17 protein-coding genes and 1 pseudogene are annotated in these 22,281 nt (G+C 50.5%); 4 read left to right on the top strand and 14 right to left on the bottom strand.

Annotated features, from left to right (window positions below):
- Positions 1 to 7 precede the first annotated feature (7 nt).
- The 4 genes from L888_RS0104890 to L888_RS0104900 form a co-directional block, all read right to left on the bottom strand.
- The gene (locus L888_RS0104890) at positions 8 to 1,648 is read right to left on the bottom strand and encodes an alpha-L-fucosidase (protein WP_027952067.1); all 1,641 of its coding nucleotides are present in this window, start codon (positions 1,646 to 1,648) and stop codon (positions 8 to 10) included.
- 43 nt (positions 1,649 to 1,691) lie between these two features.
- Positions 1,692 to 1,892 carry a RagB/SusD family nutrient uptake outer membrane protein gene (locus L888_RS14865; protein ID WP_245594824.1) on the bottom strand — a complete coding sequence of 67 codons (201 nt, stop codon included), beginning with the start codon at positions 1,890 to 1,892 and terminating at the stop codon, positions 1,692 to 1,694.
- Complete coding sequence (locus L888_RS13385; protein ID WP_245594825.1) at positions 1,877 to 3,103, bottom strand: RagB/SusD family nutrient uptake outer membrane protein; 1,227 nt, start codon at positions 3,101 to 3,103, stop codon at positions 1,877 to 1,879. The genes L888_RS14865 and L888_RS13385 overlap by 16 nt, the downstream gene beginning before the upstream one ends.
- A 72-nt stretch (positions 3,104 to 3,175) precedes the next feature.
- Entirely contained in the window at positions 3,176 to 6,277 is a 3,102-nt protein-coding gene (locus L888_RS0104900; protein WP_027952068.1) for a SusC/RagA family TonB-linked outer membrane protein, read from the bottom strand.
- Between the two features lie 242 nt (positions 6,278 to 6,519).
- Here L888_RS0104900 and L888_RS0104905 point away from each other — a divergent pair, with 242 nt between their 5' ends.
- Positions 6,520 to 7,380, top strand: coding sequence for an AraC family transcriptional regulator (locus L888_RS0104905; RefSeq protein WP_044248679.1), 861 nt, complete (start codon positions 6,520 to 6,522; stop codon positions 7,378 to 7,380).
- Positions 7,381 to 7,459: 79 nt separating this feature from the next.
- On the opposite strand, the gene pyrH is transcribed toward L888_RS0104905, so the two are convergent.
- Genes pyrH through L888_RS0104920 form a run of 3 tightly spaced genes read right to left on the bottom strand, consistent with a single transcriptional unit; the run spans position 7,460 to position 9,354 of the window.
- Positions 7,460 to 8,170 (bottom strand): UMP kinase, encoded by a 711-nt coding sequence (pyrH, locus tag L888_RS0104910; RefSeq protein ID WP_027952070.1) that lies wholly within the window; start codon positions 8,168 to 8,170, stop codon positions 7,460 to 7,462.
- 31 nt (positions 8,171 to 8,201) lie between these two features.
- A complete protein-coding gene (locus tag L888_RS0104915) occupies positions 8,202 to 8,996 on the bottom strand; it encodes a biotin--[acetyl-CoA-carboxylase] ligase (protein WP_027952071.1) in 795 nt (264 codons plus the stop codon).
- Positions 8,971 to 9,354 (bottom strand): YraN family protein, encoded by a 384-nt coding sequence (locus L888_RS0104920; protein ID WP_027952072.1) that lies wholly within the window; start codon positions 9,352 to 9,354, stop codon positions 8,971 to 8,973. Before L888_RS0104920 ends, L888_RS0104915 begins: the two co-directional genes overlap by 26 nt.
- Before the next feature lie 105 nt (positions 9,355 to 9,459).
- Here L888_RS0104920 and L888_RS0104925 point away from each other — a divergent pair, with 105 nt between their 5' ends.
- The gene (locus L888_RS0104925) at positions 9,460 to 9,912 is read left to right on the top strand and encodes a nucleoside deaminase (protein WP_015310359.1); all 453 of its coding nucleotides are present in this window, start codon (positions 9,460 to 9,462) and stop codon (positions 9,910 to 9,912) included.
- 26 nt (positions 9,913 to 9,938) lie between these two features.
- Here L888_RS0104925 and L888_RS0104930 read toward each other — a convergent pair whose 3' ends face one another.
- Complete coding sequence (locus L888_RS0104930) at positions 9,939 to 10,796, bottom strand: Cbp1 family collagen-binding glycoprotein adhesin (protein ID WP_027952073.1); 858 nt, start codon at positions 10,794 to 10,796, stop codon at positions 9,939 to 9,941.
- Positions 10,793 to 11,506 (bottom strand): 16S rRNA (cytidine(1402)-2'-O)-methyltransferase, encoded by a 714-nt coding sequence (gene rsmI, locus L888_RS0104935; protein ID WP_027952074.1) that lies wholly within the window; start codon positions 11,504 to 11,506, stop codon positions 10,793 to 10,795. The genes L888_RS0104930 and rsmI overlap by 4 nt, the downstream gene beginning before the upstream one ends.
- Before the next feature lie 137 nt (positions 11,507 to 11,643).
- Here rsmI and L888_RS0104940 point away from each other — a divergent pair, with 137 nt between their 5' ends.
- A complete protein-coding gene (locus L888_RS0104940; protein ID WP_015310358.1) occupies positions 11,644 to 12,267 on the top strand; it encodes a thymidine kinase in 624 nt (207 codons plus the stop codon).
- Positions 12,268 to 12,299: 32 nt separating this feature from the next.
- On the top strand, positions 12,300 to 13,361 hold the full coding sequence (locus tag L888_RS0104945; RefSeq protein WP_027952076.1) for an AI-2E family transporter: 1,062 nt from the start codon (positions 12,300 to 12,302) through the stop codon (positions 13,359 to 13,361).
- Positions 13,362 to 13,382: 21 nt separating this feature from the next.
- Here L888_RS0104945 and L888_RS13390 read toward each other — a convergent pair.
- The 5 genes and pseudogenes from L888_RS13390 to L888_RS14870 form a co-directional block, all read right to left on the bottom strand.
- Positions 13,383 to 15,577 (bottom strand): annotated as a pseudogene (locus tag L888_RS13390) (GH92 family glycosyl hydrolase).
- Between the two features lie 87 nt (positions 15,578 to 15,664).
- Positions 15,665 to 17,116 carry a sialate O-acetylesterase gene (locus L888_RS0104955; protein ID WP_027952077.1) on the bottom strand — a complete coding sequence of 484 codons (1,452 nt, stop codon included), beginning with the start codon at positions 17,114 to 17,116 and terminating at the stop codon, positions 15,665 to 15,667.
- 87 nt (positions 17,117 to 17,203) lie between these two features.
- On the bottom strand, positions 17,204 to 19,582 hold the full coding sequence (locus L888_RS0104960) for a T9SS type A sorting domain-containing protein (protein WP_027952078.1): 2,379 nt from the start codon (positions 19,580 to 19,582) through the stop codon (positions 17,204 to 17,206).
- A gap of 21 nt (positions 19,583 to 19,603) precedes the next feature.
- Entirely contained in the window at positions 19,604 to 21,553 is a 1,950-nt protein-coding gene (locus tag L888_RS0104965) for an alpha-galactosidase (protein ID WP_027952079.1), read from the bottom strand.
- A gap of 142 nt (positions 21,554 to 21,695) precedes the next feature.
- Positions 21,696 to 22,037: a GNAT family N-acetyltransferase gene (locus L888_RS14870; RefSeq protein WP_316929386.1), complete on the bottom strand. Its 342-nt coding sequence runs from the start codon at positions 22,035 to 22,037 to the stop codon at positions 21,696 to 21,698.
- Positions 22,038 to 22,281 lie beyond the last annotated feature (244 nt).

A 22,281-nucleotide genomic window follows, 5' to 3' on the forward strand; every position in this document is an offset into this window, starting at 1 on the left:
GCCGCGACTACCTAATCTCCAGTACGGGCGCAATAGTGTTGCAGGGCTTTCCCGGGAGCTCTACCACAAGCCCTGTGGCTGTACGGTTGAACTTCACCTTACCGTGGCCAAGAAGTCGGACAGTATGAATCTTCCCCGAATAGAGATCACTACCGTCCGCCAGGCTCTTAATCGTTAACTGATGAGTGTCCGGCCAGGCAAGTGCTGTGGCATAGAGCACATTGCCTTTTGTTGTAAATCGAATCTCAGAGGCACCGGCTTTGGTGTATGAACCCTCGTTGAAGCCCTGGGCGTTAATCTTAATATCGGACTCTGCAATGGGACCCTCACCGAACTTTTTCCAAGGACGGGTTGCAAAGATGCTCTCTTTATTGACACGCATCCATGCGCCAAACTCATCCAGAATGGCTTTCTCCTTCTCGTCGAAAGTACCATCAGCCCGTAGAGGTACCGAGAGCAACAGGTTGCCGTTCTTACTGACCACATCAACAAGAAGCCGTACAGCCTGCGAGGCCGTCTTGTACCAGCCGTTCTCGTAGCCCTCGGTATCATAGTGCCAACCACCAATACACGAGCAAGTCTGCCAAGGATGGTCAACAATTTGGTTGGGCGCACCGCGCTCAACATCCCATGTAATGCCCTTGCGCTGGTTCTTATTGAGAATCTTACCAAACAGAACGGCCGTCATTTTCCCCTGATGCGTGGCCAGGTTGTGGTTGTAGAAGCCAGCCGCTATTTTCAGTCCGGCATCGCTGATTGGCCAGAATGGCAGTACGGTTACGTCAAAATAGAGCAAGTCGGGGTTATACCGATTGATGACATCAAGCGTCCAATTGTAGAAGTAGGTAACGAATTGCTGCGACGGCTGAGCCACACCGTTGCCCCAACCCCACTGTTGATGAATCATGCCATCGGCCCAGGAGCCCCGACTCAAGGGATGATTCTGCTGATAAAGGTCCTGCGGATCCAGGCCTTCCCACCATTTGCCCTTGCCGTCGGCCTTGGTGAGCCAGCCATCGTAAGGCACCCCCATCTTGTCGCCACTACGGTCGTAGCGGCGCGACGGCTCGTACCACGACCACGCATGGTCGGCATGTAGCGACACGCCAAACTTCAATCCATGTTTGCGGGCTGCCTCTGACCATCCTGCAAGAATGTCCTTATGTGGCCCTATATTCTTGGAATTCCAAGGCTGATACTTGGAATCCCAAAGGTCGAAATTGTCATGATGATTGCCAAGAGCAAAGAAATACTCCGCGCCGAGGCTCTTGTAATAGGCCACCAACGAGTCTGGATTCCAACGCTCTGCCTTGAAAAGAGGTAGAATGTCCTTGAACCCCACCTCAGACGGATGCCCATAATGCTCACAATGAAACTTCCAAGCCTTGGATCCCTCCTGGTACAGGGCGCGCGCCATCCAGTCGCCCGAACCCTCTACACACTGTGGTCCCCAATGGGCCCATATCCCAAATTTGGCATTGCAGAACCATTCGGGCACTTGATATTGCGTTTCAAGAGATTCCCATGTGGGCTGAAACCGGCCCGTAGTCATCTTTTCTTGCGCCTCGGACACGGGCACTTCGTAGGTTTGGGCCCATGAAACAGAGGGCAGCAGGAACAACAGGCTTATGAATAATGGTTGTTTCATATCGGGTATGCTTTACTTTTAAGTCAAACGGAGCAATTCTTTTTTAATTGTAGCCCTCGTTTTGTTTTAAGTTTTTGTTGACATTCAGATCGTTCTGAGGGATTGGGAAATAGCGATTATGGCTGTCCCATGCACGCGCTTCAAACTGATAATAGCCATCTTTGTCTATCGGAGAAGCCGAAGCACCACTGCCGCGATAGTTGCGTTCCGACGGATCATCGGAGAGTTTCACACCCGTAAACACATGGTTGAGCTCCTGCTTGGCAGTGCCCCAACGAAGAATATCGAAATAACGGAGGTATAGGTGCTTCCCAAATTGTTTGTAATCGACGGATCAAGCCCTTTCTTTGGACAATAACCGTTAAAAAGCGTGTAGCGGTTATAGCTGTCGGAGGTGTTGGCACCTTTGAAACAGTCGTAAGTAATGTCGTTATACTTCGTTCCTGGATAGCTGCCGAGAGGTGGCAAGAAAACCGTGGCATAAAGACGAGGGTCGCGATTGACATACGGATCTGCGTCATTATAAAGCGGCGACTGGTCAATGCTCTTGCCATCAGTGCAGAAATAAGCCTTTACAAGCTCGTTATAAGGCGCAAACTGGTGCCAGCCACCATACGCACACTCCGGATAGGCATACTGATATCGGGAAGTAGTGTACTGGTCCTTGACATAAGTAATGCAGAAAATCTGCTCGGCACTCTTCTCTCCACCCATTTGGAACAATTTCGCGTAGCTGTCAGCACCGTTAGTCTTGTCTATCTGATAGATGCCAGAATCTATGACTTGCCCGAGAACCCCGGCCGCATCGGCCCACCGTTCCTCGGCCAGATAGAGGCGGCTCAACAATGTACGGGCCGCACCACTGGTGTATCGGCCTACATCTGAAGTCTCATATGTAGCCGGGAGTAAGGATATGGCCTCTTTCAAATCGCTCTCGACTTGGTCGTAGACCTGCTGTTGAGGAGTCTGCGCAATCGTATTCGCTTCTGCTACAGACAGCGTCTTCAGCGGCATGGGCACATCCTTGTAATAGAAAGCCAAGGAGAACAGGTAGTAGGCACGCAGGCATTTTACCTCGGCCTTATACTGATTTTTCAGCGTCTCATCCATCGGACAGTTGTCGATATTGCCGAAAAATGTGTTGTAGCGGGATATATGGGCATAGGCATTACTCCAATACCAACGCAGATTGCTGTTGGTAGCCACCGTATTGGTGCTGGCCATCAGTGTCGTGAAGTTCTCTTTCTCTGTGCCATTTCCACCGGCAAAGTCAAGATAGAGCAGGCCTTGAGGCGTAAGGAAGTCGTCATGCGACCAGCCGCTTTCAAAGCGATAGCATCCTACAAGAGCCAAATGAGCATCGCTCTCTCCCGTCCAAAAGTTGCCATTGGAGATGGCTGCCGGCGGGTTCTTCTCAAGCAGGTCGGTAGAACAAGCGGTCAACCCTGCTGCCAATATGACTGGAAACAACACCACACTGGTGTATTTCGCTAAATAATATCTTGTTTTCATCATCGTATGCTGCTTTTAGAATTTTACGTTCAGTCCAAACGAATAAACACTGTTGATGGGATAGTAGCTCGGTGCATCGCCCGTTGCGATCTCGTTCTCAGGGTCCCATCCTTTATAGAACTTGTTGATGCAGAAGAGATTCTGCCCTGATGCAAACACCCGAATGTGCTCAATGCCAATCCGGTGAACCAGCCGCTTAGGCAAGGTATAGCCTATCTGCAAAGTCTTCAGGCGAAGAAAACTTGCATCTCTCGTCCAGTAATCAGAGATTTGCAGGTTGGGATGGTTCATGTTGAGCGTTTCCAAGCGTGGGTATTCAGCCCATTTGTTGGGATTCTCCACAGTCCAGCAGTTGTCGGCTTGCCACCGTTGGATGGATCCTCCATTGTAGAAAGCATAGGCCATATAGGAACCAATGAGACGCTTGTAACCACCCAGTCCCTGAAACAGAGCCGAAAAATCAAATCCCTTGTACTGGGCCGTCAGGTTCAGTCCATAGTAGAACTTAGGAGTTGTGCTGCCCAGCACCTTGCGATCATAGTTGGCATCGACCTTGCCATCGGGCACACCATCGGGGCCGGAAATGTCTTTATACTTCACATATCCCGGCTTGATGTTGCTCTTGCCCACCAGTTGTTCAGGGGCGGCATCTATCTCGGCCTGATCCATAAAGAGGCCATCGGTCTCATAACCATAGATAATACCGATGGGTTGGCCCACAATACGGTTGTTATTGATTTCCTCCGTGGCACCATTGGAAAGCTCTTCCACAGCATTCTTTATCCATGTAAAGTTGGGAGATATACTGAATGTGAAATCCTTTCCTATCTTTCCATGATAGGCAAGACTGGCCTCAATGCCCTTGTTGGACACCGCACCAACATTGGATTGGCCCACCGACATGCCCATGATGGAAGAAACTTCGACGGGTGCAAGTATGTCGGACGTGTACTTATAGAAGTAGTCAATGGTGGCCGTAAGGCGGCTGCTGAACAGGTTGAAGTCGATGCCGAAGTCGGTCACGGCCGTCTTTTCCCATGTGATGTCCTGATTCAGATAAGTTGTCATGGCTGCTCCCGACTGCAATGTGCCTCCCAACGGATAGTCGTAGCCCAGGGTATAAGTCTGCTGATAAGGATAAACACCGATGTTCTGATTGCCCAAAACACCATAGGAGGCACGGAGTTTCAGATAGTCGACAACGTTGGAGATAGCAGCTTTTTTCCAGAAACTTTCCTCGGACACACGCCAGCCGGCCGACACTGACGGAAAGATGCCCCACCGATGCCCTTTGGCAAAACGCGACGAACCGTCGTAGCGTACGTTGGCTTCCAGCAGGTAGCGGCCGGCATAGGCATAATTGACACGCCCGAAATAGGAAATCAACGCATACTCAGAGAGCCCGCTATTGTTGGTGGCCGTCGAAGCATCGCCCGAAGACAACTCGTAGAGATAGTTGTTGGGAAACGTATTGCGATAACCATTCAAGTCCCTGTCTTTCGTGCATTCCACCGAGGTGCCCAGCAGTGCACTGAGCGCATGACGGCCAAACTCACGGTCGTACTTGGCATAGGCTTCCATGTCGGTGTAGGTGTTGTTGGCCGAATACACGTTCAGGCTGGCTGGCCCGACGGTCTTTGTAGCGTCGAAATAGGTATTGGCATTATAGGTTTTGTCGTATGCCGTATAGTAGTTGCCACCCATTTTGCCCGTGAGCGAGAGCCCCTCAAGTGGTGTGACCCAGGTGAGCAGGGCCGAACCACTGATGTTGCGGCCCACATTGCGCACAAACGACTCGCCGGCCATCCATGCCTCCGGGCTGTAGTTGTCCTGATAGCCAAAGCTGCCATCGCTCTTCCGACCGGCAAACTGTGCGCCTTCGCGCACGGCATAGCCTATCATGCTGGTGATTTCATGGGGTGCTTTGTAGCGATTGTTGTAGGCATTGACGTCGATGCTGATGTTCAATCGGTCGGTCAGGTCGGCCCGCAGAGAGAGCAAAGCCGTCATGCGCTCGTTGTAGGTCTTGTCCGTCATGCCGTTCTGCTTGCGGTAGCCCACGGAAAGATTGTAGGTGAGCTTTGGTGTTCCACCCGACACGCTCACGTTGTGCTGGTGCTGAAAACCGTTACCCGACTCCAGCAACCACTTCAGATGGTTCACGTTAGGATAATTGTCCGGATCGCTTCCATCCCGGAATTTTTGTATCTGTTCTTGGCTGTAGGCATCTTGCCGCCCCATATTCTGCATGGCCATATTATAATAGGTGGCATACTCCCACGAGTTCAGGAACTCAGGAAGCTCGGTTGCCCACTGCCATCCCATCTGGCCATTGTAGCTGATGCTGGTCTTGCCCTCCTTACCTTTCTTGGTTTCTATCAGGATCACGCCATTGGCGGCGCGGTTGCCGTAGATGGAGGCCGAGGCGGCATCTTTCAGAAAAGAGATGTTATCTATGTCGTTGGGTTCCACATCGTCAAGATTTCCTGCCATCCCATTGATAAGCACCAATGGGTCTGTTTCGGCGTTCGAGAAAGTGCCTGTACCACGAATTTTCACGTTGGCTCCCGTGCCAGGAAGACCGGAAGAAGCGATGACGCTGAGGCCGGGAGCCAGTCCAGCTAAGGCCTGTGACGTGCTAGAGACGGGCTTATTAGCAATATCCCTGGCCGTCACTGACGATACAGACCCTGTGAGATTAGCTTTCTTCTGCGTACCATACCCCACGGCCACCACCTCGTTCAGTAGGGCAACGTCTTCCGTGAGCCGGACATTTAAAACGTCTTGCCCATCTGCCTTGACAACTTTTGACTGATACCCCACATAGGTTACAACAAGTTCTTGTCCTTGGGCGACGTGAGAAAGAGAGAACGTTCCATCCATGTCGGTCACGGCCCCATTCGTGGTTCCCCTCACCATAACAGTTGCACCCACGATGGGTTCACCCAAAGCATCAAGGATGCGCCCTCTTACTGTTCTTCCATCTTGCTGGACAACGTAAACGCCTGCATCAGAAAATATTGGGACAGCAGTAGTAAAGGGAAAGTGCTTAGCCTGTATTGTCGGACAAAGGGCAAGCATAGAGGCCAGAAGAATGCCATGCCGTTTGTAGTTCATAAGCGTTATTTTTAGGTTTAAATCATATTCTTTCTTTATCTGTCTATATTGCAAAAGTAGGAATTACCATTCAATAATCCATTAAACTTTATGCGTTAAAGATTGCACTTTGTCGACTTGTTGCTTGTTACGTCACGTCTTCTGCACTGTTTCATCTCTCCCATATAGATTCATGGGAAAGCTCCTTTTCTTTTTGGGAAACCCTTTGATGTTTCATAGAAAATGGCGACATTTGCACAGATATGAACCATCACGACATCTCGCAACTACAGATTACGACCCTCAATACGGGTTACGCGGAGCACCATTCCGACTGGAACTGGCAGAACGTGCGGAGTCCTTTTGCGCGTCTCTACTATGTCACCGAAGGGGAGGCATGGGTGAAAATGGAGAATCGGCGCATCCATCTGCAGCCCGACCACATTTATATGATACCGCCTTTCACCGTGCACAGCAACATCTGCACGGGACGCTTCTGCCACTATTACATTCATATCTACGAGGCTCCGGTCGACTTCAGCTTTCTGGAACAGCTCTCCTATCCCCACGAAGCCGCTGGAACCTCACACGACCGGGAGCTGTTTTGCCGACTGATGGAGCTCAACCCCTCCATGCAGCTTCCGGAATCAAACCCACAGTCGTATGACAACAGCACCACACTGCTACGCAATATTGCCAAAAACAAGCAACGGCAATTCTGTGATATTGTGGAATCGAGAGGCATTCTCTTTATTCTTCTGGCCCGGTTTCTCAAAGGGGCGCGACCTAAACAGGACATTAAGGACGAGCGCATCAGCAGCGTTGTGGGTCACATTCGCCGACACATCACCGAGCCAATGGATATTCCTACACTGGCCCGTAGGGCGTTCATGTCGGAAGACCACTTCATCCGCATGTTCCGCAAAGAGTTGGGAGAGACGCCCAATTCCTATGTCATCAGACTCAAGATGGAGCGCGCCGAGCTGCTGCTCGTCACTACCCGACAGCCGATCAAGAACATTGCAGCCCTGCTGGGCTATGACGAGGTGCCCTATTTCAACAGGATTTTCAAGAAGAAAGTAGGGAAGACGCCCAAGGAATACCGAATGGGGAAGACGGAATAAAACGTTGAAAAAAGACGAAACTCTCTCTTTTCAAGAAACTCCCCGAAAACCATCGGACAAGGTTTTCGGGGAGTTTTGCTCAATTGTGCACCAATGTGCCAATCTCCTCGCCGGCCATGACGCGCTTGAGGTTGCCCACAACGTCCATGTTGAAGACGTAGATGGGCAGGTTGTTGTCCTGGCACATGCAGATGGCCGTGAGGTCCATCACCTTGAGGCCACGCTCCAACACCTCTTTATAAGTTATCGAAGTGAACTTCGTGGCCGCGGGATCTTTCTCCGGGTCGGCCGTGTAGACACCATCCACGCGGGTTCCCTTGAGCATCACGTCGGCCTCTATCTCAATGCCGCGCAGCGACGAGCCGGTGTCGGTGGTGAAGTAAGGGTTTCCGGTGCCGGCCGAGAAGATGCAGACCGTGCCCTGCTCCATGGCCTCAATGGCCCTCCATTTGTTGTAGAACTCACCGATGGGCTCCATGCGGATGGCCGTCATCACCTTGGTCTTCACGCCAATGGCACCGAGCGCCGAGCTGAGCGCCAGAGAGTTGATGACCGTGGCACACATGCCCATCTGGTCGCCCTTCACGCGGTCGAACCCTTTCTGGCTGCCACTGAGACCGCGGAAAATATTGCCGCCGCCGATGACGATGCCGATCTGTACGCCCATGTCACGTATTTCCTTAATCTGCCGGGCATAGTCGCTCAGCCGTTCAGCGTCGATGCCATAACCCTGTCTGCCCATGAGGCTCTCGCCGGAGAGCTTGAGCAGAATACGTTTAAATCTTGCCATAACTGGTATTGTTTTTGATGAGTAAAAATCTTTATAACACAAACTCCACTTCCTTGAACGCATAGCTGCGAATGCTCCCCGCGGTGTCGCGCAGGATGAGATGTCCGTCTTCCTCCACCTCAACCAGTGCCGCCTCAAAGTTGCCTGCGGCATCACGATAGGCATGAAAACCGTCGGCCCGATAGAGATGGGAAGCATAGGCCGCGGCTATGCCGGCATAATTGCCGCGGCGCAGGGCCTCGAGATTCTCGCGGAAAAGCTGAATCACACGGTCGAGCAGCTGCCGGCGGTCGGTCTCGCGACCCAGAATCTGGACGAGCGACACCGGGTTGGGGGCGTCGCTGCGGAATATCTGCTGGTTGACGTTGATGCCCACGCCGACCACACAGTCGCGGATGCGGCCTTCCTCCAACCGATTCTCTATCAGGATGCCGCAGATTTTGCGGTCGCGCCAATAGATGTCGTTGGGCCATTTGATCGAGATGCCGCCCGTCAGTTCGGAGAGAGCATCCCGAATGGCCAGTGCGATGCACTCGGAAATGCAGAACTGCGCACGCACGGGCACCCATGCAGGATGGCACAGTATGGAGAAGAGCAGGTTTTGCCCGCGTTCGCTTTCCCACGTATTCGCGCCCTGTCCACGGCCTAATGACTGATACTCTGCGGTGATAACGGCCAGCGAATACGGCGCAATCCCGATGCGATTACGGCCGCACAATTCGGCGAGGCAATACTGATTGGTGCTCGTCGTCTCGTCCAGGGCGATATGTTGCACGTTGGGGGCCGGCTTTTTGGCCTTTTTAAACAAGGAGCGGATTGAAAGCATCTTGCAGGTGATGAAGTTGAATGTCGGCGCCGCCTTTGCGCCCTACAATGGTGATAATGTCAAAACGCAGGTGTTCCACCACGTGGCACTGCTTGACGTAGCAGTCGGCCGCAAGTCCGATGTGGCGCATCTTGCGCAGGTTGACGGCTTGTTCGGGGTCGCGGAGCTGCTCGGCGGAACGTGTTTTCACTTCGACAAAGACCACCGTCCGGCCATCGGGCGACTTGCAGATAATGTCAATGTCGCGGTGGCTCGGGCCCGACCGCCAGTCGCGCTCCAGGATGACGTAGCCCTGCTGCCGCAGATAGTCTGCGGCAAAAGCCTCGCCCCACTTGCCCACTTCGTTGTGCTCTGCCATGCGTCGTACTTATGATTGTCATGCAAAAATAGTGCTTTTATCCCACACTTCAAAAAGAATGTTGTAATTTTGTGGGGAAATTACAAGTCGAAAAAGAAGAAAACCATGGAAACAGAGACGCAGCGGCAAAGCGACGAACGCTTCATGCGCATGGCCCTGCAAGAGGCCGAGACGGCTTTGGCCGAGGGGGAGATACCCATAGGAGCCGTAGTGGTGAGCCATGGGCGCATCATTTCGAGGGCCCACAACCAGACGGAAACCCTGCACGACGTGACGGCGCATGCCGAAATGCTGGCCATCACGGCGGCTGCCAATGCCCTCGGCGGCAAATACCTGCCCCACTGCACGCTCTACGTGACCGTGGAACCCTGCGTGATGTGCGCCGGGGCCATCGGGTGGGCCCAAATGGGGCGCATCGTCTATGGAACCGGCGAGGACAAGCGGGGCTACCGCCAATATGCGCCCCACGCCTTGCATCCCAAGGCACAGGTGGTGGAGGGAGTGCTGGGCGAGGAGTGCCGGAAACTGATGGTGGACTTTTTCAGGAAGAAAAGATAGCCTCCCGAAAAAGCCCACCTGCGCGGTTACTTGACAAGAATGACCAGATATTTGCTGGTGCTCCAGAAAATCTGCGGGTTGGAAATCCTGAGCACATACTGCTTGTTAGCGTCGCGTGTCAGCGTATAACTGCTGGAGGGGTGCATGGTGAGCAGCTTGGCCGACTTGGAATAGAGCCTGATCTCCTTGTCTACACGGATGTCGATCTTGGTGAAGTAGTTCTTGTTGAAACTCGACTGCAGCACCTTACCATCGACCAGAATGCGCTGATCTTTCAACTCCCGCTTGTTGCCGAAGACATACCAGGCCGTGTTGAGCTGCGTGTCCTGGCTGTTGATGGTCTGCGTCTTCTGTGCGCTTTCCGTTTTCAGGTCGGAAACGTTGGTGTTGAGGTTGTTGATCGTCTCGTCCAGCTCCGTGATGTGAATGTCCTTGGCATCCAGTTCGGCACGCAACTGCTGCAACTGCTGGTCTTTTTCATCGAGCTGCTTCAGCATGTTCTCAATGGTTTTTCTCATTTCCTCGCCCTTGAAGCTGCTCTGGCGCAACTGTCCCTGCAACTTCTTGATGAGCTGCCGGTTCTGCTGCATGCGTGTGGAGATGAAGCGAATGTTCTCGCGAATCTGCTGGGCCTTGTTGGCACCCTCGCCCTCCTTGGCGATGCTGACGCGGTGTTCTGCCTCGTTGATTTCACGGAAGCCGTCCTGAATCTCGTTCATGGTCGACATCATGTCGTTGATTTCATTGTCTCTCTGGGCAATGATTTTCTTTAAAGAGTCGTTCTGTTCGATACTCTGCAAGTCGGTGGGAGCCGCCTTCTTGTCTTTGCAGCCAACGGTCATCAAGAGCGCGCAGGCCATGGATAAAAGCAATAATTTCTTCATATCTCGATGTCTTTAGATTTCTTTGGATGTTTCTTAACCGGGACGGTACCTGCCAATACAATGACGATTTCGCCGCGAGGTTCCTCCTCGGCAAAGTGTGCCGTCACTTCTTCAAGCGTTCCCCGGACGTGCTCTTCGTGCACCTTGGAGATTTCGCGGGCTACGCTCACCTGCCGTTCGTCGCCGAAGACCTCGGCAAACTGCTTGAGAGTCTTGAGCAGTCGGTAAGGCGATTCGTAGAAAACCATGGTGCGGGTCTCCTCGCGCAGGCTGTCAAGATGGGTTTGGCGGCCTTTCTTCTGTGGCAGGAATCCCTCAAAGCAGAACCTGTCGCACGGCAGCCCCGACGACACAAGGGCCGGAATGCAAGCCGTGGCTCCGGGCAATGTCTGCACCGTGATGCCGGCACGGGCTGCCTCGCGGGCCAGATAGAAGCCGGGATCGCTGATGCCCGGCGTGCCGGCATCGCTGATGAGGGCAATGGTCTGCCCCGCCTTGAGGCGTTCCACGATACCGGCCGACGTGCCGTGCTCGTTGAACTTGTGGTGGGACAGCAGGTGATTTTTAATGTCGAAATGTTTCAACAAGATGCCCGACGTCCGGGTATCTTCAGCCAACACCAAGTCTGCCTCTTTCAAGATGCGGACGGCACGCAGCGTCATATCCTCCATGTTGCCCACAGGCGTGGGTACGATATACAATATGCCCATAAACGATGAGCAAATATAGGCAAATATTCTGCTCTGCCAAAATAATAGCTCATTTCTTTGCAATTTTTAAGTTACCCTAAAAATTCTCTTTGTCGCGCTCCATCAATCAACAATCTTTTGCTATCTTTGCACATGATATGATGGAAAATCTAACAGGGGAAGCCCACCGCCCCGGCAGAATAGAGGTGGTTTGCGGCTCCATGTTCTCCGGAAAAACCGAGGAGCTGATTCGCCGGCTGAAACGAGCTCAGTTTGCCCGCCAGAATGTGGAAATATTCAAACCGGCACTGGACACACGGTACTCGGAGATCAATGTGGTAAGCCATGACAACAACGCCATCCACTCCACGCCCGTTGACAATGCAGAGACCATCCTCCGACTGTCTGCAGGTCATGAGGTTGTGGGCATTGACGAGGCGCAGTTTCTGGACGATAAGCTCGTCGAAGTGTGCAATGCTATGGCCAACAAAGGCATCCGCGTCATTGTGGCCGGGCTGGACATGGACTATCTCGGAGTTCCTTTCGGCCCTATCCCCGCCCTATGCGCCGTGGCCGATGAGGTGACCAAGGTGCATGCCATCTGCGTGAAATGCGGGGCACTGGCCTATGCCAGCCACCGGCTGGTGCACAACGACGCCCAGGTCATGCTCGGCGAGAAGATGGAATACGAACCCCTGTGCCGAAGTTGCTTTCAGAAAGCACTCGAGGAAGACCGGCGAAACGCCCAGTCCAGAAGCCTCTTTGAGCATGTAGCCCCTTGAACAATCCGTCCAAAAACTGCCATTCAGAATTTATGCAAAAGGAAATCACTTTCGACCGTTTCATCCGCCTGGCCGGCATCGGGTTGCTCATACTTGCCGTGTTCTACATGGTGAACTACCTGAGTGGCGTGTTGCTCCCCTTTTTCATAGCCTGGCTTTTTGCCTACCTGCTCTACCCTATCGTGAAGTTTGTAGAGCAGAAGATGAGACTTCGCGTGCGTGCGCTGGCCATCATTGTCACCATGGCATTCGTGCTGTCCATCATCGGGCTCATCGTCTACCTCATTATTCCGCCAATGATTGAGCAGTTCCAGAAGCTCTATGACATACTGACCCACTGGATGCACGAGTCCACTCATACCAACAGCATCTCGGAATGGCTGTCGGGCTGGATAGCCAACAATCAAAGCCAAATAGAGCGATTCTTCAAAAGCACCGACTTCACCGACACGCTGAAGAGTGCGGCGCCCAAGCTCTTCAACATTCTGGGGCAGACGGCAAGCATCGTTATCAGCATTGTGGCTTCGCTCATCACCTTATTATATATGTTCTTCATCTTACTGGACTACGAATATCTTACCACCAACTGGGTGCGCATCTTCCCGCAGAAGAACAGGCCTTTCTGGCGCGACTTGATGAAAGATGTGGAGCACGAGCTCAACAACTACATCCGTGGGCAAGCGCTTGTGGCACTTTGCATGGGCGTGATGTTCTGCATAGGCTTCACCATCATGGACTTTCCCATGGCCATAGGTCTGGGCATACTCATCGGTCTGCTCGATTTGGTGCCCTATCTCCACACCTTTGCACTCATCCCCACAGCCTTCCTGGCCATGCTCAAGGCTGCCGACACGGGGCAGAGCTTCTGGCTCATCTTCGGATTGGCCGTCGGTCTCTTCATTGTGGTGCAGATCATCACCGACATGATTGTGACACCCAAGATAATGGGCAAGGTGATGGGACTCAACCCTGCCATCCTCCTTCTCTCGCTCTCGGTGTGGGGTGCCATCTTCGGCTTCATCGGACTCATCATAGCCCTTCCTCTCACCACCCTCATCATTGCCTACTGGAAACGGTATGTGACCCGCGAGTAAAGACCAGAGACAGGCAGACTTTTACATTGAAAATTTAAGGGTTCCTCCATTCCATATGTCATGGTGATGGATGAAATTCCCTTTGATTTTCTTGCCATTGAGCATGGCCTGCCTTACATAAATGTCACTTGCACGCTTCCTTGCAGCCACAATATGGAAAGTGCGGCCATTCGGCAGATGAATTTTAATGTCGTCGAAGAGCGGAGTTCCAAGGGCCAGCTCACCGCCTACGGGACATACCGGATAGAAAGCCCATCGCACTGAAGACAAACCAAGAAGACATCTCGCCACAATCATCATTGCCTGCATATCCGCTTGATGACGTGTTGTACAAGGTGTTCATAATCTGAGAAACCAGTTTTTGCGTCTTTTGTGGCTCGCCGGCATAGTCGTAAAGGTATGCCACATGATGGCTTGGCTCATTGCCATGAACATACTGTCCGATGAATCCGCTGGCATTGTCATTCTTTTCACCACTCGTGTCGGTGAGCGTGAAGAATTTGTCCAACCGGCTAACAAACGCTTTTTGGCCACCCATCAGACGAATAAGGTCGGGCACGTCCTGTGGCACGTACCAGTTGTATTGCCAGGCATTGCCCTCGGTATAGGGATTGCCTCCGTTGGCACCATAACGCAAAGGGTCGAAAGGCTCCAACCATTTCCCGTCACTATTCTTTCCCTGAAAGAATCCATTGGCAGGATTGAACAGGTTGCGATAAAACCGGCTTCGCTTCATAAAGCATTCGTAAATATCCTGCTTTCCCAGTCTTTTGGCAAGCAGGGCCACACACCAGTCATCGAAAGACTGCTCCAAAGTGACAGATACCGACTGCGACTGGATATTTTCTGGCATATAACCATACTGTTCCCAAGCCTCAAAGTTGGACCCCAGGTGTGATCGGGTGCAGGAAGTGACGACGGCATCCAGCACCCGCTCACCATCAATCCCCTTGAGCTGCCCCTTGAGATAGGCATCCACCACGACGGGAACGGCATGGTTGCCTATCATGCAGTAATTGTCTTGTCCATAGAGATGCCAGATAGGAAGATAGCCATACCGGTCATAGTGGCAGAGCATACTGTTCACAAACTCGGCGTTTTTCTCTGGAACTATCAGGCTGTAAAGCGGATGGGCGGGCACGAAAGGTGTCCCAAAGCGAGAATGTGGTATAATAGTTTTGGCCATTTGGCATACGTTGCGTGCTATAGTCTGGTGCCGTGTATTCGCCGTTCACGTCGCTGAGCACATTGGGCTGAATCATCGTATGGTAAAGGGCGGTATAGAATTTCTGCATGTCTTTCTCGTTCCCTTTTACCTCAATACGCCCCAACAACTCGTCCCAGGTACGGTCTGCCGCTTCCTTGTAATGCCTGAAGTCCCAGCTTTCGGCTTCCTTGCGCATGTTGGCGCGTGCATTCTCCAAAGAGGTAGAGGAAAGTGAAACCTTGCAGGTGAGCGGTTTGCCAACGGTCTGGTCGAAATCGAAGAACCCTTTTAATTCCGAACCATTGACAAGTGTGGCATTCTTTTCTTGTCTGCTTCCGTCTATTAAGAGATGAGAAGTGACCGGCCTTGACAACTCGAGGTGAAAATATACCCTTCGGAGTTTTGCCCACCCCGTGATAATACGCCATCCCTCAATTGTTGTTGGATTGACGAGGCATATCTGCGATTGGATGATGCGTCGGTTCCAACTGCCCTTTGGTGCAGAGTGCTCTATATCCAGGTAAAGCCGCTGACGTTTCCCTTGAGGGAAAGTATATTGGTGGATGCCTGTGCGCGTAGTTGCCGAAAGTTCTGCTATGATGCCAAATTGACCGAGCCTTACCTTGTAATATCCCGGGTGAGCCTCTTCCTCTTCATGAGAGAATGATGAAAAAGGCTTGGCAGTACCTTCTTGAGTGGTGGGCATGAGGAGGATGTCGATGAGGTCGCAAGCTCCAGTCCCGCTCAATCGGGTATGGCTGAAGCCCATGATATTCTAGTCGTTGTAATCATACCCCGAAGCCTTGTCCCAATCGGGTGCATCCTGTGTGTCAGGAGATAGCTGTACCATGCCAAAAGGCAAGGTAGCTCCAGGATAGCAATTGCCCGAGAGACTGTTGGCAACAGCACCTGTTCCTATGAACGGGTTCACATATTGGGTAAAGCCTCTTGCAAATGAAGCACTATATACGACAGCGGCAAGAAGTGTTGCAAATAGTTTCTTACTCATACGTTTTTCTCTTGAGTTTTTACTTTTATTTCAGAGTTATGTCTTCAAAACTTCTTTCTATAAGCTAATATCCTCTTATGAAAACGATTAATATTCACTGTTCAATCGATTTTTTTCAAATGAAAGGCCTGGCCAATCGTCTGTACGGAAAGAGGAGGCAGGAAGTCCGAAATGATTGAAAAGCTCAATCTCTGGGTTGTCTTGCCAGGCATATCTCACTGCCAATGGAAAAGGCACGTCCTTGCACCAAACAATGATGTTGTTGTCCTCTATCCTGGCTTCAGCTTGATGGAACTTATGGTCGGCACCGGCAATGGTGAAATTCTTGAGTTTGTCGCCCTTGACCTGCAATCCACCGGCCGGTTCCATCTTCAATATTATCTTATCTCCATCAATAGTATAGTCTTTCAGTGTTGGCCCCCAGTAAATTGCATCCTTGGCATGGTAGCATTTGGCAAGTGCTATCTGAGCTAATCGGCGTCCAACCTCCTGCTTGTTGGGATAATGCACATTGTCACCCTCGCCAATGTCTGCCGTCACAACCATCCCTGTATTTTTTACATGCAGTGCCATTTGCTGCGCTTCCCTTATCTCTGCCCAAAGAGACTCGATGGGCTCGTTCTTGCGAGCATGGAAGTTGGCTAACTGTACGAAAAGAAACGGCATGTCCTCTTTTTCCCATTGCTTTCGCCAGTCGCTGATGAGCATGGGCAAGAGGTCACGATATTCATATCCGCGCAATTCGTTTTGCTCGCCCTGATACCAGCATACGCCTTTGATAGCCATAGGCACCAATGGACTAATCATGCCATTCCAAAGTGCTGTCGGAGAATTTCGCCATGGATGATAATCGGTTCTGGAGATACTGTCGGCGAACTGGGGTGCATACAGAAGCGTGCTCTTGCTAATCCATGACTCTATGTTGGAACCACCCCAAGTAGCATCTATGACACCAACAGGAATACCTGTCTTTTGGTTGATTTCACGTGCAAAAAAATAGGCCACAGCAGAGAATTCTGGCACGGACTGCGATGTGCATGTCTGCCATGTTGGTGAATTAGCAACAACTTGGCGAGACGGTTGCTCGGCTGCCACCTTGTGTATTTGCAGCAACCGGATGCCCTGATGATTGGCTTCTGCCACCTCTTTGTCGGCATTGATCACCTGGGCCCAACCTTTTACAGGAAACTCCATGTTCGATTGTCCACTGCAAAGCCAAACTTCGCCCACCAATACATTTCTCAACGTGATGGTCTGACCATCAGATATACTGATCGTATAAGGGCCTCCAGCTTCAGTGGTCTGGAGAGAGGCCCTCCATTCTCCTTTGTTGTCTGCTCTGACGATGATTTTCTCTTGGTTCCAGGATGCGGTAATTGTTACTTTCTTATTAGCTTTTGCCGATCCCCAAATTGGAGCGTTGGTTTGCTGTTGGAACACCATATTGTTGGAGAACAAAGGCGGTAGTATTGGCAATGCCATGGCTGTATTTGCCATGGTCATCGCCATAATGATGGTTGAGAAAAGGATTTTCTTCATCTTTTAGAATCGTGATGATTGAATGATGGGAGCATATACCCTAATACTTGGGGACGGGATAAGCCCCTAAACAAATTCAATAAGTTGTTACTTGCTCGAGAGTACTACCTTATGGCTCTTCTTTTCTTTTGAGCCGATTGCCTGAATAATGTATATGCCGGTAGCACAATCTTCCATTGACAGGTCATAATAGCGTTTGCCCTTGGTGCCTTCTTGTATCAGCACCACTTGCCCCATGGCATCGTAGACAGCAATATTCTGCACGTCCTCTTGTGGGGATCTCACAGAGATTTTTCTTCCTCTTGTCTGGATGTCAATATGCGAGTTATGCCCTTTCTTGATGTCGGGGATGCTATTTGCTGAATGTTTTTTTGTAATGCGATAGATACGGGCATCACTGAAAGGAACATCATATGTAAAACCTGCGGATGAAACAGCAACAGGATTGCCAGTCCATAATTCCTTGATCTCCTCCACACGATCGGCATCCACGCCTAATCGTTCAAAGGGTATGTTGTCTTTAAGCGAAGCAAAGACAGACTTCCCGTAATTGATGGCGGCAAGATACACATACTTATCATTCTCATAAGTCATCAAGTTTTCTGCGTTTTGGCTGGAAGAGGCGTTTCCCTCTACCGGGCGAAAAGCTTGGCAAGTGCGGGGTATCTCGTTGATTTCCTCGTTGGTAAGCAGGGCGAGAGCCCTTTCTCTTGATAAGGATGGATAGCCAGCATCCACCCTGTCACTAAAGTTGTCACCCATAATAAAGGAACCGGTTATGACTCCCGAGGTGATGCGTGCCCTGTTTACCCCCTCGCTTTCTTTACCATTTCCATCAAGAGTTTTCATAACCAAGTGATCCGGATCATTGGCGAAATATACTTGGTTGAGCCACCATCCGTAAGAACTATTGTTCATGACATACTTTGTGTTGTCAATAGATCCCCATGCGTCACAACTGATACGACGGCCATGAGCGTAATGGGCTGGGAACATAGGAGCAATGGACAAGAGCAGATATATGTTGTCGCCCGCTTGCTTTCTGAGAAAAGCCATGCCCATGTTGTAGGCTTGCATGCCTGTATAGCACTGGCTGTCATACCAACTGTCCGCCTCTATGGCTCCATTGCTCATAAAGTCGCATTTCAAATACTCAATGCCCCAATCCTTGAATTTCTTCATATCGTGCGCCATAAAGAGCTTGGTACCAGGATGCGTTGGGTCGAGGCAGTAAGCACCGTCTATCTTCTTGTAACTGCCATTTTGCTTGAGCCATAAATCTTTGTATTTATATCTGCCCCCGGTACCTGGTACATCGTTGTTGCCATAGCCGCCAAAATCACAGAATGGTCCGTAATAAAGACCAGGTATCATCTTATTCTCTTTGCAGTAAGCAACGAACTGCTTGATTTGGGCTAAAGAAAGGTTGTCGTTCCACCATGCGTCCAAGCTCAACACAATCCTGCCTTTCTCATCGTGGAATCCATGAATCTTCACATTGTCTTTCAAAAAATCAGCAACATCCATGATGGCGTCGTATGAAATCTTGGTTTGCATGACTCCCCAACTGCTCCAGCCATAAGGAGTTCCGCCATCCCATTCTCGGCGAGGGTTGACCATGGCACAACTCCTGCCGTAGGTTTCCATACCTAACCGCCAGTCATCAAAACAGCCAAACATAAACCTTGCAGAGGTTATCGTTGCAGCCTTTACTGTACCATGGGGATAACTTCTTCTTTCTAGCTGGATGGAGTCATGGCTGTGCTCGTCAGTATAACCAGACATCAATTCCAACTCGTTTATCTTATTGTATTCTGTAGCATTCACATGAATGGCATTTTTCCACAAGTCATGGTCCACAGCCCCCATCACCAACCCATATCGGTCGGCCGGATGATAGATGGCCGTTACATTGTACGAGTTCATATCGGTACGCAAGAAGTTGGCTGCGTAACCAATAAATCCATCATTGTCCCATGGAACCCACAACATACGGTTGGTCTTGTCACCAGGCATAATTGCTTGAGCAGTGGAAGTAGCCAATGGTACAAGATGATTGCTCCTAAGTATCATGGATTCACTTTCTGCCGAAAGTGAGAGCTGAGTGAAAAACAAATCTTTATTGTCATAGAAAGCAAAGGTCTGAGTCATGACGAGTCCGCTTCCGAAGCGATAGACAAACTCATATTTCTTTCCAGTCCCAAAGCAGTCGGCTACCTCTTCTTCTTCAAAGATGGTGCTGATGGCTTCGGTCGATTTCACGGTGGCGAGCTTGCGGTCTGTCCCATCAAATCCGAAATTGGCAGACGCATAGACGTTTGAGAGAGCCATGCTCCCGTCTTTTTTGATATTCATCAACTTGGAGTTCTTGTCCAAACTGATTTCCCAGTTGCCATGCTTGACCTGTTGCGCTTGTGCCATCAGCGACACAACAAGCAATAACACGATAAATAGATGTCTTTTCATTGCCTTGATTATATAGGTGTATTATTTCATTCGGAATATCATGGCATCCTTGGATGGAAGCGTGATGACCTCTCCTGCCTGTATATTCTTGTGGCTCCACAACTCCTCAATGCAGTGCGGACTGCCAATACCCATGCTGGACAGAGGTAAGTTAAAGTTCATGTCGTGGTCGGTGTAGTTGAATACAGCAAGATAAGTGGTCCCATCTTCATCCTTGCGAATGAAAACATTCTCCGAGTTGTCATTGTTGCCCCCCAGTGGACGGAAAGAGCGTCCGGTGGCAATCATGTTGACATCGGGATTGGTCAGGTATTTGCGGGCACGTTCCTTAACGTTCTCGTCTCCCTTGTCACTGTAGTCGTCACCGGTGATAAACAGACCAGTAATGATAGAAGAGGTGATTCGAGCACGATTTTCTCCTTCGGTGGCATCACGCAATACCACATGGTCGGCATCGTTGTATCGGTAAACTCTGTCTATCCACCAGCCCCATGAGAGTGCGTTCATGGTGTATTCCGTATCTTTTATCTTGTTCCATGCGTCGCAGGCAATTCGGCGAGACTGCGCATATTGAGCAGGGAAAATAGGAGAGATGGAGAGGTTGAGATACATGTCGTGGAAAACGCTGTCGAGCAACTGCATGCCATAGTTATAGGCTTCCGTGCCTGTAGTAATGTCCTTTTTGTACCAATGGTCGGCTTCCATGCGCCCATGAGTCATGAAGTCCATCTTTACATATTTATATCCACATTTACGGAATAGCGCGGCAACATCTTCCATCGTCTTCTTGATGGCAGGATGGGTAGGATCAATGGCGTAAGCCCCATCCAGTTCTTGCGGCTTGCCATTGGCATATAAATACACATCCTTATATTTATAGGAGGTTCCCGGCACCTCACGCTCCGGATCCTTTCCCCAGTCGGTGAAAGGAGTCCAATAGATGCAAGGTATCTGGTTGTTGGCTTTGCACTGGTTTGCAAAGTCTTTAAGGTCAGGTTCGCTGAAGCTATTCCAGCCCGAGTCCAGCCCCGTGTAGAGCAGACCGTCGGGGTTGACGAAAGCGTGAGGCTGCAGTTCATTGGCAAAAAACTTCACCACTTCTGTAGAATTGGTATGGTTTACATCGAACGCCAGTGCCCCCCAACTGTTCCAGCCTACGGGCATAGCCTTGCCCCATGCACGGCGTGGGGCTACGATGGCATTGTTGTCCGCGTATCTCTCCATGCCGTCACGCCAATCCTTGAAATGACCAATCATGAATGTAGCCGACTTGATGTTTTTTCCCTTGAGAAATCCGTGGGAACGGGTGTCACGGGTTAGCTTGTCGGCTATGCCGCTGTACATTTTGAGAGACTTTTGCTTGTCGCTCAGTTCCACAGCATTCTTCCACCTGTCGTGATTGACTGCACCCATCACGACCCCGTCTCTCTGACGTGCATCATACACGCTTGTCACCTCATAGCTGCGCAGTGTACTGTCAATATGGGTGGTGGTGGCATATCTGATCCATGCGTCATTATCGAAAGGTACAAAGAGTTTGCGCCTGTTCTGAGAATAGAGCAAGGTGTCCGTATAGGCTACCACGGGTGCCATGTAGTTGGTCTTCAGTTCCTTCGACTTGGAAGAAATCTCTATGTCCGCAAGCAAAAAGTCTTTGTAAATGCGAAAGGTTTGAGTCAACGTAGGATGCCCCTTGGAAGAATAGACAAGGGTCCATTTCTTACCTTTCCCAAACCGGTCGTTTATATTTTGTATCTGAAACCTTGGAGCCGAGTACTCCTTGTCAGTAACGATGTTGTTGTCGATACTGTATTCAGCATGGACGTCACCGGCTATTTCCTGTCCGGCGTGATATACCTTGATACCGTTAGAATACTTTAATTCCCAATCGTTGGACTGAACGCCAAACTTGTTTCCACATGACCACAAACCTATGGTTAGCACTGTGGCAGCATAGAATATTTTCTTCATGATGGTTTGACAAATGGTTTTAGTTGTTCGTCTATTCTACGGGCAAAAGTAATCAAAAGATGAGGGACGGGCAAATCGCACCTCGTCAAAAAATAGCAATCCCTTGTTTGTGGGAAAAATATTATATTCCTTACTACATTTATTATAATTTCATTTTGAGTATCGGGAAAGGATTGCCGAGTTCGTCGGTCTCTGTTCTATCGAAGACGTGAAAGCCCATTTTCCGATAGAATACGAACGCGTTGGGATTTTGTTCATTAACATCGACATAGCATGTTTTGTATTCATCAATGGCAAGCCGGACAAGTCTTTGTCCTATGCCTTTCCTGAAATGCTCGGGCGACACAAACAGCATTTCGATCTTGTCCCCCGAGATACCCATCCATGCGACCGGTCGCCCTGCGTCGTTCACAACGAACAGGTTGACCGCCTTTATTCCTTCCCGGCAGACGGGGCCGAGATTCCGAATATCTTGCTCTGTCAGGAAATGATGGGTTGCCCGTACAGACCTCTCTCATACATCTACCAGGGCGTTGAGGAGTTCGTTTGTCCTTGGCGGATTGGTAACTAAATTCTTCATAAGCGATTGATTCGTGCTTCCTTGTCGTGTGAGAAATCATCGTAAACGCTTGTTCGGTTTGGATAAATTGCTTATCTTTGCCGCTGTACTAAATCGTTTACGGTGCAAAGATAGCATCTTTCAGGCTATCATGCAGATGATTGGTTTC

It is taken from the genome of Hallella seregens ATCC 51272, assembly GCF_000518545.1.
In the GTDB taxonomy this organism is placed as follows: Bacteria; Bacteroidota; Bacteroidia; order Bacteroidales; family Bacteroidaceae; genus Prevotella; species Prevotella seregens.

Excerpts from the sequence above, each read along its gene's own strand:
- L888_RS0104890 (WP_027952067.1), bottom strand. The coding sequence starts at position 1,648 with ATGAAACAACCATTATTCATAAGCCTGTTGTTCCTGCTGCCCTCTGTT.
- L888_RS0104900 (WP_027952068.1), bottom strand. The coding sequence starts at position 6,277 with ATGAACTACAAACGGCATGGCATTCTTCTGGCCTCTATGCTTGCCCTT.
- L888_RS0104905 (WP_044248679.1), top strand. The coding sequence starts at position 6,520 with ATGAACCATCACGACATCTCGCAACTACAGATTACGACCCTCAATACG.
- pyrH (WP_027952070.1), bottom strand. The coding sequence starts at position 8,170 with ATGGCAAGATTTAAACGTATTCTGCTCAAGCTCTCCGGCGAGAGCCTC.
- L888_RS0104915 (WP_027952071.1), bottom strand. The coding sequence starts at position 8,996 with ATGCTTTCAATCCGCTCCTTGTTTAAAAAGGCCAAAAAGCCGGCCCCC.
- L888_RS0104920 (WP_027952072.1), bottom strand. The coding sequence starts at position 9,354 with ATGGCAGAGCACAACGAAGTGGGCAAGTGGGGCGAGGCTTTTGCCGCA.
- L888_RS0104925 (WP_015310359.1), top strand. The coding sequence starts at position 9,460 with ATGGAAACAGAGACGCAGCGGCAAAGCGACGAACGCTTCATGCGCATG.
- L888_RS0104930 (WP_027952073.1), bottom strand. The coding sequence starts at position 10,796 with ATGAAGAAATTATTGCTTTTATCCATGGCCTGCGCGCTCTTGATGACC.
- rsmI (WP_027952074.1), bottom strand. The coding sequence starts at position 11,506 with ATGGGCATATTGTATATCGTACCCACGCCTGTGGGCAACATGGAGGAT.
- L888_RS0104940 (WP_015310358.1), top strand. The coding sequence starts at position 11,644 with ATGATGGAAAATCTAACAGGGGAAGCCCACCGCCCCGGCAGAATAGAG.
- L888_RS0104945 (WP_027952076.1), top strand. The coding sequence starts at position 12,300 with ATGCAAAAGGAAATCACTTTCGACCGTTTCATCCGCCTGGCCGGCATC.
- L888_RS0104955 (WP_027952077.1), bottom strand. The coding sequence starts at position 17,116 with ATGAAGAAAATCCTTTTCTCAACCATCATTATGGCGATGACCATGGCA.
- L888_RS0104960 (WP_027952078.1), bottom strand. The coding sequence starts at position 19,582 with ATGAAAAGACATCTATTTATCGTGTTATTGCTTGTTGTGTCGCTGATG.
- L888_RS0104965 (WP_027952079.1), bottom strand. The coding sequence starts at position 21,553 with ATGAAGAAAATATTCTATGCTGCCACAGTGCTAACCATAGGTTTGTGG.